Origin of the sequence: Pseudomonas sp. SJZ103 (genome assembly GCF_007828335.1) — a bacterium.
GTDB lineage: Bacteria > Pseudomonadota > Gammaproteobacteria > Pseudomonadales > Pseudomonadaceae > Aquipseudomonas.
On record NZ_VIUN01000009.1, the window covers coordinates 219,402 to 233,973 of the forward strand.

Annotated in this window: 14 protein-coding genes and 1 pseudogene; 3 read left to right on the forward strand and 12 right to left on the reverse strand. The window is 60.9% G+C overall.

All coding sequences use genetic code 11. The features are described from left to right. Nucleotides 1–54: 54 nt before the first annotated feature. The 3 genes from FBY10_RS20045 to FBY10_RS20055 form a co-directional block, all read right to left on the reverse strand. Nucleotides 55–741, reverse strand: a complete 687-nt coding sequence (locus tag FBY10_RS20045) for a GntR family transcriptional regulator (protein ID WP_131700586.1) — start codon at nucleotides 739–741, stop codon at nucleotides 55–57. Between the two features lie 17 nt (nucleotides 742–758). Beyond that, the gene (locus tag FBY10_RS20050; protein ID WP_131700587.1) at nucleotides 759–1,460 is read right to left on the reverse strand and encodes a FadR/GntR family transcriptional regulator; all 702 of its coding nucleotides are present in this window, start codon (nucleotides 1,458–1,460) and stop codon (nucleotides 759–761) included. 148 nt (nucleotides 1,461–1,608) lie between these two features. After that, complete coding sequence (locus FBY10_RS20055) at nucleotides 1,609–2,919, reverse strand: C4-dicarboxylate transporter DctA (RefSeq protein ID WP_145337557.1); 1,311 nt, start codon at nucleotides 2,917–2,919, stop codon at nucleotides 1,609–1,611. 232 nt (nucleotides 2,920–3,151) lie between these two features. Between FBY10_RS20055 and FBY10_RS20060 the strand changes: the two genes are divergently transcribed. After that, entirely contained in the window at nucleotides 3,152–3,781 is a 630-nt protein-coding gene (locus FBY10_RS20060; RefSeq protein ID WP_145337558.1) for a DNA-3-methyladenine glycosylase I, read from the forward strand. A gap of 81 nt (nucleotides 3,782–3,862) precedes the next feature. Here the strand turns inward: FBY10_RS20060 and FBY10_RS20065 are convergent. The 9 genes and pseudogenes from FBY10_RS20065 to FBY10_RS20105 form a co-directional block, all read right to left on the reverse strand. Continuing rightward, nucleotides 3,863–4,265 (reverse strand): annotated as a pseudogene (locus FBY10_RS20065) (cupin domain-containing protein). 84 nt (nucleotides 4,266–4,349) lie between these two features. Beyond that, nucleotides 4,350–5,783, reverse strand: coding sequence for a PLP-dependent aminotransferase family protein (locus FBY10_RS20070; RefSeq protein ID WP_145337560.1), 1,434 nt, complete (start codon nucleotides 5,781–5,783; stop codon nucleotides 4,350–4,352). 70 nt (nucleotides 5,784–5,853) lie between these two features. Next, nucleotides 5,854–6,621, reverse strand: coding sequence for an SDR family oxidoreductase (locus FBY10_RS20075; RefSeq protein WP_027608558.1), 768 nt, complete (start codon nucleotides 6,619–6,621; stop codon nucleotides 5,854–5,856). Nucleotides 6,622–6,631: 10 nt separating this feature from the next. Continuing rightward, entirely contained in the window at nucleotides 6,632–7,699 is a 1,068-nt protein-coding gene (locus FBY10_RS20080) for a phosphotransferase family protein (RefSeq protein ID WP_145337561.1), read from the reverse strand. 129 nt (nucleotides 7,700–7,828) lie between these two features. After that, a complete protein-coding gene (locus tag FBY10_RS20085) occupies nucleotides 7,829–8,782 on the reverse strand; it encodes a 2-hydroxyacid dehydrogenase (RefSeq protein WP_145337562.1) in 954 nt (317 codons plus the stop codon). A 140-nt stretch (nucleotides 8,783–8,922) separates the two neighbouring features. After that, entirely contained in the window at nucleotides 8,923–9,117 is a 195-nt protein-coding gene (locus tag FBY10_RS20090) for a hypothetical protein (protein WP_131700594.1), read from the reverse strand. A gap of 90 nt (nucleotides 9,118–9,207) precedes the next feature. Next, nucleotides 9,208–9,732 carry a cysteine hydrolase family protein gene (locus tag FBY10_RS20095; protein WP_145337563.1) on the reverse strand — a complete coding sequence of 175 codons (525 nt, stop codon included), beginning with the start codon at nucleotides 9,730–9,732 and terminating at the stop codon, nucleotides 9,208–9,210. Nucleotides 9,733–9,992: 260 nt separating this feature from the next. Further along, nucleotides 9,993–10,412, reverse strand: coding sequence for a hypothetical protein (locus tag FBY10_RS20100; protein ID WP_178116774.1), 420 nt, complete (start codon nucleotides 10,410–10,412; stop codon nucleotides 9,993–9,995). Nucleotides 10,413–10,464: 52 nt separating this feature from the next. After that, complete coding sequence (locus tag FBY10_RS20105; RefSeq protein ID WP_145337564.1) at nucleotides 10,465–10,965, reverse strand: DUF4822 domain-containing protein; 501 nt, start codon at nucleotides 10,963–10,965, stop codon at nucleotides 10,465–10,467. A 451-nt stretch (nucleotides 10,966–11,416) separates the two neighbouring features. On the opposite strand from FBY10_RS20105, the gene FBY10_RS20110 reads away from it, so the two are divergent. Together FBY10_RS20110 and FBY10_RS20115 are read left to right on the forward strand one after the other, a co-directional pair. Further along, nucleotides 11,417–12,694 (forward strand): serine/threonine transporter, encoded by a 1,278-nt coding sequence (locus FBY10_RS20110; RefSeq protein ID WP_145337565.1) that lies wholly within the window; start codon nucleotides 11,417–11,419, stop codon nucleotides 12,692–12,694. Nucleotides 12,695–12,838: 144 nt separating this feature from the next. Further along, a complete protein-coding gene (locus tag FBY10_RS20115) occupies nucleotides 12,839–14,488 on the forward strand; it encodes a SulP family inorganic anion transporter (RefSeq protein WP_145337566.1) in 1,650 nt (549 codons plus the stop codon). Nucleotides 14,489–14,572 lie beyond the last annotated feature (84 nt).

The following is a 14,572-nucleotide window of genomic DNA, read 5'->3' on the forward strand; positions in this document are numbered from 1 at the left end:
AATGTGGGAGGGGGCAAGCCCCCTCCCACATTTGGATATTTACTTATCTGGATATCAGTGGTGTTTGAGTAATTTGCTTTCCAGGTGATCCAGGTGCTGGGTCATCAGGGCCACTGCGGTGCTTGAGTCGCGTTGCTCCACCGCATCCACAATCGCCACATGCTCCTGCCACGCGCAATACGTGCAGGCTTTTGCTTCGAATTGGGCAATGATCAACGACGTCAACGGCACCAGGCTGTTGATGAACTGCGCCAACGGCGCGTTGCCCGCCATCTGCGCCAATTGCAGGTGAAACTCCCCTGACAATCGAATCGCCGGCCCTCGCTGGTTGCGTTCAATACAGTCGCGTTCCCGTGCTATCAGCTCGCGCAGCTGGCGTATATGCGCGGATGTTGCCTGGGCGCAGGCCAATTGCACCACCGTGATTTCGGTCATGCGCCGTGCTTCCAGGATCTGCCGCGCCTGCTGGGCATCCGGCGCCGCCACCTGGGCCCTCTGGTTGGGACGCAGAATGACCACTTGCTGATGGGACAGCTTGGCCAGCACCCGACGAATCACGCTGCGGCTGACGCCAAAGCTTTCGCCCAGGCCTTCTTCGGTAAAGCGGCTGGACGGGGCGATGCGTTGTTCGAGGATCGCGTCGAACAACCGTGGGTAGATGTCATCCACCGAAGGCTTTTTACCGGCCACCAGGCGCAGGGTCGGCAGGAAGGGGTCGTGTTGCAGGGCGTGAGCGGTCATGGCCGGTCTCCAAAAAATCAACTGCCCAGGTGGTCGTCCGGGATGTTCAAGTGAATGCCCATGCGCAGGCCTTCCTGGAGGATGTGCCGACGCATCTCGGCGCTGGCCAGGGCGCTGTTCTTGTTGCGGATGGCGCGGACCACCGCTTCATTTTCCTGCAGGCGTTCCGCCAGGTGCTCGGGGGAGTTGCGCAGTACCTGGGCGCTTTGCTTGAGGGCGTTGCTGGTTTGCTGAACCACGTTCTGGAAGATCGGGTTGGAGGTGAGCGCGAACAGTTCTTCGTGAAAATCGAGGTAGGCGTTCATGCCGGCTTCGGCGTCACCGGCATCCAGGGCCTCGCGCATGTCCATCAGGGTCAGGCGCAATTGGCCGACTTCCTTGCTGCTGATTGACTGGGCCACCAGGCCGACGATAAAGGGTTCGAGGGTGTAGCGCAGTTGCAGGATGTCTTCGAGACTGGCGTCGGCCACGGCGTCGCTCGATTGCGGTTCGCTGACGCTGGTTTCGAGCACAACCACGCCTTTGCCGGGCATGGAGCGCACCAGGCCGAGGGTTTCGAGCACGATGACCGCTTCACGCAGGCTGGGGCGGCTGATGCCCATCTGTTCGGCCAGTTCGCGCTGGCCGGGCAACATTTCGCCCCGGCGCCACTGACCCCGCGCCAGGGCGGCGCGGAGTTTTTCTACGACTGAATTGACGACGGTTGAGGTGCTGATCACGTCGATACTTCCTTAATGTTGCTAATACAGTCATGTGGGAGGGGACTTGCCCTCGATGGCGGTGGATCAGTTACAGATAGATCAACTGACCGTCCTCATCGGGGGCAAGCCCCCTCCCACATTAGCCAGTGTTGCCCATGAGACAGCGTTAGAACTCCTGGTGCGCCGGCACTACCGGCTTCTTGGCCTGGAAGGCATAGCCTTGCTGGCCGTCGAGCACCTTGTTGGCGCGTTGGATATCGATGTCTTTTTCCCAGCGGGCAATGGCCACGGTGGCCACGCAGTTGCCGATCAGGTTGGTCAAGGCGCGACCGATACCCATGAACCAGTCCACAGCTAACACCAGCACCAGACCGACTACTGGAATCGCCGGGATCGCCGTGAGCGTTGCCGCCAGGATCACCAGCGCCGAGCCGGGAATCCCATGGGCGCCCTTGGAGGTGATCAACGACACCAGCAGGATGGTCATCAGGTCGGTCATCGACAGCGGTGTACCGGTGGCGTTGGCGATAAACACGATGGCCAGGGTCAGGTAGATCGAGAAACCGTCGAGGTTGAATGAATACCCGGTGGGAATCACCAGGCCCACGGTGGAGCTGCCAATGCCCAGGTGTTCGAGTTTGCGCATGACCTGCGGCAGCACCGCGTCGGAGGAGGCGGTGCCCATCACGATCAGCAGCTCTTCGCGCAGGTACTTGAGCAGCGGCAGCATGCGCAGCCCAGACACGCGCATCACCAGGCCGAGTATCAGTGCGACGAAGGCGAAGCAGGTCAGGTAGAACAGGCCCACCAGGCTCCCCAAGTGTTGCAGGGAGTCCAGCCCGTAGGTGCTGGTGGTGAAGGCGATCGCACCAAACACGCCGATGGGCGCCAGGCGCACGATCATGCCCATGATGCGGAAAATCACGTGGCTCAGTTCATTGATCAGCCGAGTGATACCGGAAGCCGCTTCGCCCACCAGGTTCAACGCGCTGCCGAACAGTACCGAAAACAGCAGCACTTGCAGCACATTGTTGTCGGCAAAGGCGCCGATCACCGAGTTGGGAATCAGGTCCATCAGGAACTGGCTGGTGCCCTTGATGTGCTGACCCTTGTCGGCCAGTTCATTGAGGCCGGCGGAGGACAGCTGTTCCAGATGGATATTGGCGCCCGTGCCGATCCCGGTGCTGAAGGCCATGATCAGGCCGATCACCAGGGCGATGGTGGTGAGCACTTCGAAGTAGATCACCGACTTGAGGCCGATGCGCCCGACCTTCTTCAAGTCGCCGGCACCGGAAATACCACTGACCACCACGCAGAACACGATCAGGCCGATCAGCATCTTGATCAGCTTGATAAAGCCGTCACCCAGGGGCTTGAGTTGCGAGGAGAATTCGGGAAGGGCCAGGCCGCACACGATGCCGAGCATCAGGCCAATCACGACTTGCAGGAAAATCGAACGCGAGCACCATCTGAGCATGGGAGAGATCTCTATTCGGTGCCCCGGTGGTTCCGGGGCTTAATTGTTGTGGTCATACCGGTAAGTCCAGTGCGTGGCCAGTCTAGGCCAGGTATTTTTGAAATCACAAGTAATAATTCGTCGGTTGGCAGGTTGCGGTCTGACCAGTTGGTCGAGAAGGTTGATGCTTGAGCGGTTGGCGGCGCACAAATTTTTTCGCTTATCATCCGCCGCCTGGCACATGAGGTGATGGATGGATAACCCAGGACTGACCACCGACGAAACCGGGCAGACCCACTGCACCTGGCGCACGGCTGCGCCGGAATACCCCCGTTATCACGACCACGAGTGGGGCGTGCCGGTGGCGGATGATGTTCAGCTGTACGAGAAGATTTGCCTGGAAGGTTTTCAGGCCGGTATGGCCTGGATCACTATCCTGCGCAAGCGCGAGCAGTTTCGCGCCGCGTTCGAAGGGTTTGATTTTCGCCGGGTGGCGCATTACGGCGAGGCGGATATCGAGCGGCTGATGCAGGACCCGGGCATCGTGCGTAATCGGGCGAAGATCGTTTCCACGATCAACAACGCCCGCCGGGCGTGTGAGCTGGTGGAAGAGACCGGCTCGCTGGCGCAGTGGTTGTGGGCATTCGAACCCGGCCCCGAAGAGCGCCCGGCAGTGGTGGACCTGGCTTACTGGATTGGCAACCCCACCTCACCGGCCTCGGTGCGACTGTCCAAGGCCTTGAAGAAACGTGGCTGGACGTTCGTCGGGCCGACCACGATGTATGCGCTGATGCAGGCGATGGGGATGGTCAATGATCACCTTGAAGGGTGTGCGTGCCGCCCAGAGATTGAAGCGCTGCGCCGCCAGTTCAAACGCCCGTGAGTCGCTGACTCACCGCTATCGGGGGCAAGCCCCTCCCACATTTAGCACCCCACCCACACCTCTGATTGGTGGTTCGGTTGATTATTTTGGAAGCGGGGTCAGCACCTCGGCCTTGTCATCCAGCACCATCACCACCAGCAACCTGGCCGGCTGGGTCTGGCTGGCATTGCTGGATTCGAAATGCCGCGAGCCGGCCGGCTCGTAGAACGATTCGCCGACCTTGTAGGTTTTCGCTTTCTCATCATTGACCCGCGAAGTGATCGCGCCTTCGAGCACGTAGGCCACGGCCGTGCCCGTATGGCTATGGGGCACGCTGGCCTGGCCGGGGGCGTAGTCGACGGTGAGCATGAGAGTTTTCTTGCCGGGCACAGTGGTCAGCGCGTGTTCTTGCAGGACTTTGATCGATTCCTGGTTGTACACGGGCTCATGGGCAAAGGCGCTGAGCGAGGCGAGCATCAGGGGGGGTGGCGAGCAGGCGTTTCATGGCGAAGTTTCCGAGAAGTTCGAGACCTGCCCACCGTACGCCGGGATTTTCGAGCGACCAATGACCAATCCGCCGGAAAACCCCTTAGCCAATCTGCTGGAGAATATCGCGCACCTTGTCCAGCGCCGGGTCGATGTCGAGGGTCTCGATGGCCCCAAACCCGATGATCAGGCCCGGGCGCACCGGCGTGTCGTGGAAGAACACATCCAGCGGGTACAGGCCGACTTCCACCTGGCGCGCCAGTTCCATCAACAACGGGATATTCACCGGTACTTTGCTCAACGCCGCCATATGGAACCCGGCCACGGTGGGGACCGCTTCGAACCACGGCGACAGGTCGCCCGCCAGGCGCTGCAAAATGCGCTCGCGGCGCCCGGCGTACACGGTGTGGCAGCGGCGAATATGCTTGAGCAAATAGCCTTCACTGATGAACTTGGCCAGCGCCCATTGCGGCAACGTGGAGCTGTGCTGGTCGGTCAATTGCTTGGCCTTGAGCACCGCGCCGTAAATCGCCGGTGGCAGCACCGCGTAGCCCAGGCGCAGCTCGGGCAGCAGGGTTTTAGAGAAGGTGCCGACGTAGGTGACCACGCCACGGCTGTCCATGCTTTGCAGGGAATCGGTGGGACGGCCTTCGTAGCGGAACTCGCTGTCGTAGTCGTCCTCGATGATGATCGCACCCAGCTCGAAGGCACGCCCCAGCAGTGCCTCTCGACGTGACAGGCTCATGGGCATGCCGAGGGGAAACTGGTGGGAGGGCGTGACGTAGATCAGCCGTGCGCCATCGGGGATCTGCTCGACCTGGATGCCTTGCTCATCGACGGGAACACCGATGACCCGCGCCCCCATCGCCATGAACAACTGGCGCGCGGGGCTGTAGCCGGGATCTTCCATGGCGACGATGCTGCCCGGCTCCAGCACCACACGGGCGATCAGATCCAACGCCTGCTGCGCGCCGTTGGTGACCACGATGTCGCTGTCGCGGCATTTGACCCCACGGGAAAACGCGATATGCCCGGCAATGGCACTGCGCAGTGCCGGCAACCCTTCGGGCTGGCTGTAGAACCCACTGTTCTGGGCGATGCGCCGCAGCGCGTCCTGGGTGCAGCGCCGCCATTCATCCTGGGGGAACTGGTTGCGGCTCGTGGCGCCGCCGATAAATTCGTAGCGCAACGTGCTGTCGCGGGTGGGATGGCGCATGGGTGAGGGCAGCGACTGCCACTTCGCCAGGTTGGCGGCGCAGGCCACGTCGGTGGCGGTCTGCACGCGATTCGGCTGTGGCGCCCACGCGTTGACGAAGGTGCCACGGCCAATCTTCCCCACCAGCAGGCCTTCGTAGGTCAACGTGGCGTAGGTGTCGGATACGGTCTTGCGCGATACACCTAATTGCTCGGCAAGCAGGCGGCTGGGTGGCAGTTGCGCGCCCGCCGAGAGACGCCCGGTGGCGATGGCTTCACGCAACTGCTGATAAAGCTGGGCCGCCAGGTCCTTGCGCCCGTTGATGACGATGTGGAGTTCCATGTTTCATCCTGAGACAGATCGATCTGCGCCAAGGTTACGCGTAAATCGATCTGTAGAAACCCAGGCGCACTCAGGACAGGAAGCCGCCATCCACATTCAGCGACACACCGGTGGTGTAGCTCGACGCGTCGCTGGCCAAATACAGCACCGCGCCGGCCATCTCGCTCGGGTCGGCCACGCGCTTGAGCGGGATCTGCGCCAGGGCCATTTTCAGGATCGCGTCGTTCTTCACCAGCGCCGAGGCGAATTTGGTGTCGGTCAGGCCCGGCAGCAGGGCGTTGCAACGAATGCCGAACTCGGCGCATTCCTTGGCGAACACCTTGGTCATGTTGATCACGGCGGCCTTGGTCACCGAGTAGATGCCCTGGAACACCCCCGGCGAAATACCGTTAATCGACGCCACGTTGATGATGCTGCCGCCGCCGTTCTCACGCATCAGCTTGCCGGCTTCCACCGACATGAAGAAGTAGCCACGAATGTTCACGTCCACGGTCTTCTGGAAGGCGCCGAGGTCGGTGTCCAGCACGTTGCAGAACTGCGGGTTGGTCGCGGCATTGTTGACCAGGATGTCCAGGCGGCCGAACTGCTCGCGAATCCCGGCGAACACTTGGGTGATCTGCTCCATCTCGCCGATATGACAGGCAATTGCCGTGGCCTTGCCGCCGTCGGCGATGATGGCATCCGCCACATGCTGGCAGCCTTCGAGCTTGCGGCTGGAGACGATCACATGGGCGCCTTGCTGGGCCAGCAACTTGGCGATGGCTTCACCGATGCCACGGCTGGCGCCGGACACAAAGGCAATCTTGCCGTCGAGGTCGAACAGGTGGGTCTTGGACATTAGCGATTCCTTAGAGGGCTGATTTACCGATGACATTCAGGCTCATCTGCTCCAGCAGCTTGTTCATCTGGATGAACTGCGCAAAGCGTTTGTCCTGGGTCTGGCCGTGGAAGAAGCGGTAGTAGATCTGCTGCACGATGCCGGCCAGGCGGAACAGGCCGTAGGTGTAGTAGAAGTCGAAATTGTCGATCTGGATGCCCGAGCGCTCGGCGTAGTAATCCACGAACTGGCGGCGGGTGAGCATGCCGGGGGCATTGCTCGGTTGGCGGCGCATCAGTTGTACCGGTGCCGGGTCGCCGGCTTCGATCCAGTAGGCGAGGGTGTTGCCCAGGTCCATCAGCGGGTCGCCGAGGGTGGTCAGTTCCCAATCCAGCACGCCGATGATCTGCATCGGGTTGTGCGGGTCGAGGATCACGTTATCGAAGCGGTAGTCGTTGTGCACGATGCTCGAGGTGGGATGGTCGGCGGGCATTTTGTCGTTGAGCCAGGCGCGTACGGCCTCCCATTTGGGCGCGTCGGGGGTCAGGGCTTTTTCGTAGCGATCGCTCCAGCCGCCGATCTGGCGTGCCACATAACCTTCCGGCTTGCCCAGGTCGGCCAGGCCGCAGGCGCGGTAGTCGACCTGGTGCAGTTCGACGAACTTGTCGATAAAGCTTTTGCACAGCGCCTCGGTCTGGGTGGCATCCAGACCCAGTTCGGCGGGCAGGTCGGAGCGCAGGATGATGCCGTTGACCCGTTCCATCACATAGAACTCGGCGCCGATCACCGACTCGTCGGTGCAGTGCACATAGGCCTTGGGGCAATACGGGAAGCCATCCTTGAGCTGATTGAGAATGCGGTATTCGCGGCCCATGTCGTGGGCGGACTTGGCCTTGTGGCCAAAGGGTGGGCGACGCAGCACGAACTCCTGGCCCGGGTATTCCAGCAGGTAGGTGAGGTTGGACGCACCACCGGGGAACTGGCTGATCGTGGGCATGCCGCTCAGGCCCGGGATATGGGCCTTGAGGTAGGGATCGATCAGGTTGGCATCAAGTTCTTCGCCTGGGCGAATCTGGGTCGATTGGTCGTTAAGCGCCATGCTTATCCCTTCTGCTTATTCTAAAGGCGTCGGACTATTTCCTAATCTAATGCGCACCACCGCCCAGCGACAAGGACGGGGCGGCTTAATAGGTTAGCGTGTTGAAGGGTGATCAGCGTGCCTGATTGGTCATTTTACGGGCGGGGGCAGGACGACCGGGGTGAGCACCGGACGGCCGGCGAAGTACTCCAGCAGGTTGTCGGCCACACGCTGCACGGTATCGTGGGCGGCTTCCGGTGACAGCCCGGCTACATGGGACGTGAGCACGGTATTGCTCAAGCGCTTGAGGGCATCCGGCACCTTGGGTTCATCGTCGAACACGTCCAGCGCGGCGCCACCGATACGGCGTTGCTCAAGGGCGGCGACCAGGTCGTCGGTGACCACCACGCTGCCACGGCCGATATTCACCAGGTAACCATTCGGGCCGAGGGCGTCAAGGGCGTGACGGTCGATCAAGTGGCGCGTGCCGGCGCCGCCGGGCGTGGCCAGGATCAGGAAGTCCGAGGCACGCGCCAGTTCCACGGCAGTGGAGCAGTAGGTGTATTCCACGTCATCGCGCGGCTGGCGGTTGTGATAGCTCACTTGCATGCCAAAGCCGAGGGCTGCGCGCTTGGCGATCTCCAGGCCCACCGCGCCCAGCCCGAGGATGCCCAGTTGCTTGCCGCCAAGGGAAGGGCGCATCACCTTGGGCCATTCGTTGCGGCGCACCGCTGCGTCCGTCTGGGGAATGCCGCGCACCAGCGACAGCAGCAGCGCCATGGCGTGGTCGGCCACCGACGGCGCATTCACACCGGCGCCATTGGTGACGACAATCCCGCGATTGCTGGCGGCCTGCAGGTCTACATGCTCATAGCCAGCGCCGATCACGCAGATAATCTCCAGCAGCGGCAGGGCGGCGATTTCCTCGGCGTACAGCCCCAGCGGGCCACGGGTGAGCACGGCCTTGATTTGCCCGCCATGGGTCTTGATGGCTTGGGCGCGTTCGGAGGGGGTTGGCGCCAGAATCACATGAAAGTCGTTGCTCTCGATGATCGGCAGGTAGTCGTTGATGGTTTCAACCAGGACCAGAACGGTTGCGGGCATGAGGCGGCTCTTCCTAAGAGGCAGGATGGAAGAGAGAGTATGCGACATTTCCCGTGACGGTGGCGTGAGAGGCTTTAAGGCGCGGTGAGGGGGCGATGAACCCATCGCATGGATCCACCACCCTGATGAGTCACGGCGCTTTAGCCAATTCGCGGTGTGGGGATCATGGTGTTGCGAGGTTTGGGCGCGGCGGAATACTCAATGCCGTTGAACGGGAACGTATCTGTCTGCGGTGGCTTGGGCTTTTCTTTTGGATCGATTTGAGCGGCAATGTAGGACGATACGCTGTCGACCAACTGACCGGCGTTGGACAGGTTCAGGGAGGAAGTGGTCATGGTGAAATCTCCAAAGTTAGATGCGTTATCTGGGTGGGGCGGTTTGGGATTAACGTTCCTGATTTAAATGAATTGTCGTCAATCGCCTTGTCAGAAGTTGACGTCAGCTGCTTTCACACGCCGCGCAAACGCCCCCGCCAGCGTCGCGTTGTGATGCTCGATAATTGCCTTGGCGTTCAATGCCGGGGTGTCCATGCAGGTATGGCCGTCTTCAGGCAATACCACCGAGAAGCCCAGTTCTACCGCCACCCGGCAGGTAGTGTCGATGCAGAACTGGGTTTTCATCCCGACGATGACCAACTGATGGACCTCTACGGCGCGCAGTTGCTGCGCCAGGTCGGTGCCCAGGAAGCAACTGGGGCGGGTTTTATTGAAGAGGTGGTCGCGGGCCTCGTCTACGTGCAGCCCGTGCCACAGTTGCCAATACGGGCTGCCTGCTGCTATCGGCGAGCCTTCCGGGCCGGTATGGCGGGCGACGAAGATCGGCCTATTCGCTTCACGGGCTCGCCCAATCAGTTGGTTGATGGTGGCAAGGACACGCTCGCGTTCGAAAGGTTTGTCCGGGGCGTCGTACAAGCCGGTTTGCATATCGATGATTAATAGGGCGTCAGTCATGGTGTTGCTCCTTGTGAGTGCCAGGCGACGGAGCAATAAAAAGGCCCCGTCCATTGCTGGCGGGGCCTTGGGGTGAATCCGTGAAGTGTTTAGTTCAAGCACCCACGGCAACCGCACGACCCGCCTGGAGCGGTCGTGGTGGTGGTGCGGGTGAGGAATGGCTGAGTCAGGTTCATGGCCCCGATCATGCTGCGTCACGCGCGCGGCTGTCAACGGATAGTAGGGTGTTTCGTACGGCCCCTAGGGACTGATCCGACAGCTCATTGGCGTGCCTTTTCCTGCTCTGCTTGTGCGATGGGCATGAAATTGTAGGTGGGGAAGAATTCCGTGGTGTAGACACCCCATGCGGTGTTTTCAATCGCCAGGTTGACTTCTGCCAGCCGCGACGCCGGCAGGCGCAGCACGACGACTTGCCCGATGCCCATGGTGATGTTCCAACTGACCACTTCCACCCCGGCAGGCGGGAATACTTTGTGAAACGCCTGCTTGGCCAGTTGTTCTTTCAACTCGCCCAGCGGGCGTGATTGATCGTGTTTAAGAAACACGGTCAACATGACGGCGTTGTCCGGCGTGGCAGCCGCGTTTTTTACCGGAGGGGTTGTTGACGTTTGTGCAGTCGCTACACCGGGGAACAGAGTTGCGGCCAGCAGTGCAGGTATTAAGAATTTGCGCATGTTCATTGTCAGGTGCCTCGCTTGTTATTCGATATTATCGCTAAACCTTAATGTTTAATTAGTTCGACATGACTGTCTTCATGGGGCCGGTGTAGGGCGCGTGCACCACATAGATTCGAACGGGTGGGTTAGTGCTGACCATGTCGCGCGGCACTTCGCGAGAATAGGTGAATTCGCTGCTGTCGAGTTTTTCGAGCCTTCTGACAATGGTTCTGGTCGGGCCAACGTCAGGGACCAGGATATGGGTCTGCTTGTCGCCGGTGACGAGGAAATAACCGCCGCCGCCATCGGCGTATTTCGAGCGGCCTGTATCGGTGTAGAAGAACTCATAGCGATTGCGCTGCGGGTCCCACATCGATATACCGACCACGCCGGGGTAGTTGGCCTTGACGTCGGTGTCCGGCTCGCCTTCGATATAAACCTTGGTGGTCAGCCATTGGGGCGAGGAGGCCAGTGCGTGAATGTCAGGTTCAGGTGCCGCTTGATTGGCGTAACTTTCGGACGAGAAAAGTAGGCCCGTGATTAACAAACCAGTAAAAACAACAGTGAATCTTCGCATGTTCGAATCCTTGTTATTTAAATAGCATGTTGTTGTTTTTTTTTTTTTCGATTGAGGCGGCGCGATGTTAGTTCGGGGTTCTGGTGCGCTCAATGGCGATGTATGGTTGTGTAACAATTATAATGGTTTGGGGGTTTGAATTTTAATTGGCTATGAAAGTTATCTGGTTTTGCTGTAGGAGGTTTCTCTAAAAAGTACGAGGAATATTAAAGTCAGCCGCTCAAGTCGATCTCTTGGAAGCTTCTTGGCAGTCATTCAAGAAGCCGGCGGCATCACCCTGGCACCCTTGGCTATGGCTGCTCCTGAGCGCCTGCACCGGTCAACCGTTCCTCAGCTAAGTCTTTGCTTATTCACGAGAATCCCGGACAATCCGGCCCCTTCTATGGTCGGGGCGCTGCCTGTCAGGTTTTTCTGACTCGTCCCGGCCGTGTAAATGCGGAGATCCGACCGGATGAATGATCAGGCCAATAGCGTCGACGAACGCTATGCAACGACACCTGCAACCCTCACAAGCTGGAGCCGCCAGGACACCACCTGGATGCTTGGCCTGTTCGGCACCGCCATTGGCGCCGGCACTTTGTTCCTGCCGATCAACGCCGGCCTGGGCGGCTTCTGGCCCTTGGTGATCCTGGCGGTGCTGGCGTTCCCGATGACGTTCTTTGCCCACCGTGGCCTGACCCGTTTCGTACTCTCCGGTCGTGCCGGTTCCGACATTACCGATGTGGTCGAAGAACATTTCGGCGTCAAGGCCGGTGCGTTGATCACGCTGCTGTACTTCTTCGCGATCTTCCCGATCCTGCTGATCTACAGCGTGGCCCTGACCAACACGGTCAGCAGCTTTATGGAACACCAGTTGCACATCATGCCGCCGCCACGGGCACTGCTGGCGTTTGTGCTGATCTTCGGTTTGCTGGCGGTGGTGCGGTGCGGTGAACAGGTGATCGTCAAGGCCATGAGCATGATGGTGTACCCGTTTATCGTCGCCTTGCTGTTCCTCGCGGTGTACCTGATCCCGCATTGGAACGGTGGGATCCTCAGCACTGCGAGTGTGGTCCCGGCGCCTGCGGCCCTGCTCAATACCCTATGGCTGGCGATTCCGGTGATGGTGTTCTCGTTCAACCACTCGCCGATCATCTCGGCGTTCGCAGTCGACCAGAAGCGCCAGTATGGCGAACACGCCGATGAACGCAGTTCGCAGATCCTGTCCCGCGCGCACCTGTTGATGGTGGTGATGGTGCTGTTCTTCGTGTTCAGCTGCGTGCTGACCCTGTCGCCGGCGCAGTTGGGTGAGGCGAAAGCGCAGAACCTGTCGATCCTGTCGTACCTGGCCAACCACTTCAACAACCCGACCATCGCGTTTGCCGCGCCGTTGATCGCGTTCGTGGCGATTGCCAAGTCGTTCCTGGGCCACTACATCGGTGCCAGCGAAGGCCTCAAGGGCCTGGTGCTCAAAAGCGGTCGCCGCCCGGCCGCCAAGACCCTCGACCGCATGACCGCCGCCTTCATGCTGGTGGTGTGCTGGATCGTGGCCACGCTGAACCCAAGCATCCTCGGCATGATCCAGACCCTGGGCGGGCCGATCATTGCATCGATCCTGTTCCTGATGCCGATGTACGCGATCCGCAAGGTGCCGGCCATGGCTAAGTACCGTGGGCAGGCGTCCAACGTGTTTGTCACGGGGGTGGGCCTGGTGGCGATTACTGCATTGATTTACTCGCTGATGTCCTGACACCGGGGCGTACGCAAACAGGCCGATTCGTGCACAGCACGAATCGGCTTTTTTTTGCCTGCGCAAAAGCTGACGCGGCTCAACCGCAGCCGGGCAATGAGGGCTAAGCTTACGCACGCTTTTTGCCAGGATGGGTTGGGCCGATTGAAGACTGAAACCGATGCGCCCGTTGTCGTACCGTCGAACCGCATCCAAGACGTGCTGGCCGGTTTATCCATCGCCGGTTTGCTGCTGCCGGAGGCCGTTGCCTATTCCAGTATTGCCGCGCTGCCGCCCCAGGCCGGGGTGATCGCGCTGTTTGCCGGGTTGGTGTGCTACGGCCTGTTCGGCACCAGCCGCTTTGCGATTGTCTCGGCCACCTCGTCGTCGGCAGCGGTGTTGGCGGCCGCCACGGCCAGCCTGGCGGGGGATGACCCGACATTGAGGCTGTCCCTGGCCTTCGGGCTGGTGTTGCTGACCGGGGTGTTTTTCCTGTTGGCCGGCCTGTTCAAGCTTGGCGGCGTCACCTCGTTTATCGCCAAGCCGGTGTTGCGTGGCTTCGCCTTCGGCCTGGCGCTGACCATCATCCTTAAACAATTGGCCAGTGTGGTGGGCGTGCACCTGACCGATAACAACCTGATCCGTTTTCTGCCGCAGTTGCTGGAGCAGCTACCGCGCTGGAATTGGCCGGCGGCACTGGTGGCGGCGCTGGCGTTGCTGGTGTTGTGGCTGTGCGCACGCTTCCCGCGCCTGCCCGGTGGCCTGGTGGTCGTGGTGCTCGGCATTGCTGCCGGGCAGTACCTGGACCTGCAGGCCTATGGCGTGGCGCAGATCGGCATGATCGACCTGCGCCTGGAGCTGGGGCATTTGCCGGTACTGCCGTTTGCCGACTGGCTGCGCCTGGGGGAATTGGCGTTTGCGCTGGTGATGATCCTGTACGCAGAGTCCTACGGCTCTATCAGTTCGTTCGCGCTCAAGCATGGCGACCGCGTGTCATCCAACCGTGACCTGCTGGCGCTGGGCGCGGCCAATCTGGTCTCCGGTCTGTTCCACGGCATGCCGGCCGGTGCCGGGTATTCGGCGACCTCGGCCAACGAGGCGGCCGGCGCCTATTCGCGCCTGGCGGGGATTGTCGCGGCGCTGGTGATATTGCTGATCGTGCTGACGGTGCTGCCCTACGTTGCGCTCACGCCGGAGCCGGTGCTGGCGGCGGTCGTCATCTATGCCCTGGGTCGAGGCTTGAGCTTGCAGCCGTTGGGGCGTTATTTCCTGTGGCGCCGCGATCGCGTGCTGGTGATCTGTGCGGTGACGGCGGTGCTGGTGCTGGGCGTGCTGGATGGTCTGCTGCTCGCGGTCGCGATCAGTGTGATGTTGATGCTGCGCCAGATGTCGTCAGCCGACATTCAAGTGCTGGGCCGCCTGGGTGGCAGCCATGACTTTGTCGACCGCCAGCACCATGTCGATGCCCTGGCCGTGCCGGGGGTATTGATCGTACGGCCCAGCGAAGCGCTGTTTTTTGCCAATGCCGAGCGCATCCTGGGCGCGGCCTTGCGCCTGATGCGTCAGTCGCCGGTCGAGGCGGTGGTGTTGAGCCTGGAAGAATCGCCGGACCTCGACGGCACCAGCATCGAAGCGCTGGCGGCGTTTTTTGCCCAGGTGCACGGGGAGGGCAAGCGCCTGGTGCTGGCCCGCGTGCGGCATGAGGCCCGTGAGGTGTTGCAGGGGTTGCCTGAAGCATTGGCGCCCCATGTGCTGCTCAGTGGCTTGAGCGTCGATGGCGCGGTGCAGCTGGCGCTTGAGGTGAGCAAAGCGTGACGCGTGGGGCTTGCCCCCGATAGCGGTGGGTCAGTGACGGAACTGAGTGTGTTTGTATTCCAGGCATAAAAAAACGCCGCGTAC

Excerpts from the sequence above, each read along its gene's own strand:
- FBY10_RS20045 (WP_131700586.1), bottom strand. The coding sequence starts at position 741 with ATGACCGCTCACGCCCTGCAACACGACCCCTTCCTGCCGACCCTGCGC.
- FBY10_RS20055 (WP_145337557.1), bottom strand. The coding sequence starts at position 2,919 with ATGCTCAGATGGTGCTCGCGTTCGATTTTCCTGCAAGTCGTGATTGGC.
- FBY10_RS20060 (WP_145337558.1), top strand. The coding sequence starts at position 3,152 with ATGGATAACCCAGGACTGACCACCGACGAAACCGGGCAGACCCACTGC.
- FBY10_RS20070 (WP_145337560.1), bottom strand. The coding sequence starts at position 5,783 with ATGGAACTCCACATCGTCATCAACGGGCGCAAGGACCTGGCGGCCCAG.
- FBY10_RS20075 (WP_027608558.1), bottom strand. The coding sequence starts at position 6,621 with ATGTCCAAGACCCACCTGTTCGACCTCGACGGCAAGATTGCCTTTGTG.
- FBY10_RS20080 (WP_145337561.1), bottom strand. The coding sequence starts at position 7,699 with ATGGCGCTTAACGACCAATCGACCCAGATTCGCCCAGGCGAAGAACTT.
- FBY10_RS20085 (WP_145337562.1), bottom strand. The coding sequence starts at position 8,782 with ATGCCCGCAACCGTTCTGGTCCTGGTTGAAACCATCAACGACTACCTG.
- FBY10_RS20090 (WP_131700594.1), bottom strand. The coding sequence starts at position 9,117 with ATGACCACTTCCTCCCTGAACCTGTCCAACGCCGGTCAGTTGGTCGAC.
- FBY10_RS20095 (WP_145337563.1), bottom strand. The coding sequence starts at position 9,732 with ATGACTGACGCCCTATTAATCATCGATATGCAAACCGGCTTGTACGAC.
- FBY10_RS20100 (WP_178116774.1), bottom strand. The coding sequence starts at position 10,412 with ATGAACATGCGCAAATTCTTAATACCTGCACTGCTGGCCGCAACTCTG.
- FBY10_RS20105 (WP_145337564.1), bottom strand. The coding sequence starts at position 10,965 with ATGCGAAGATTCACTGTTGTTTTTACTGGTTTGTTAATCACGGGCCTA.
- FBY10_RS20110 (WP_145337565.1), top strand. The coding sequence starts at position 11,417 with ATGAATGATCAGGCCAATAGCGTCGACGAACGCTATGCAACGACACCT.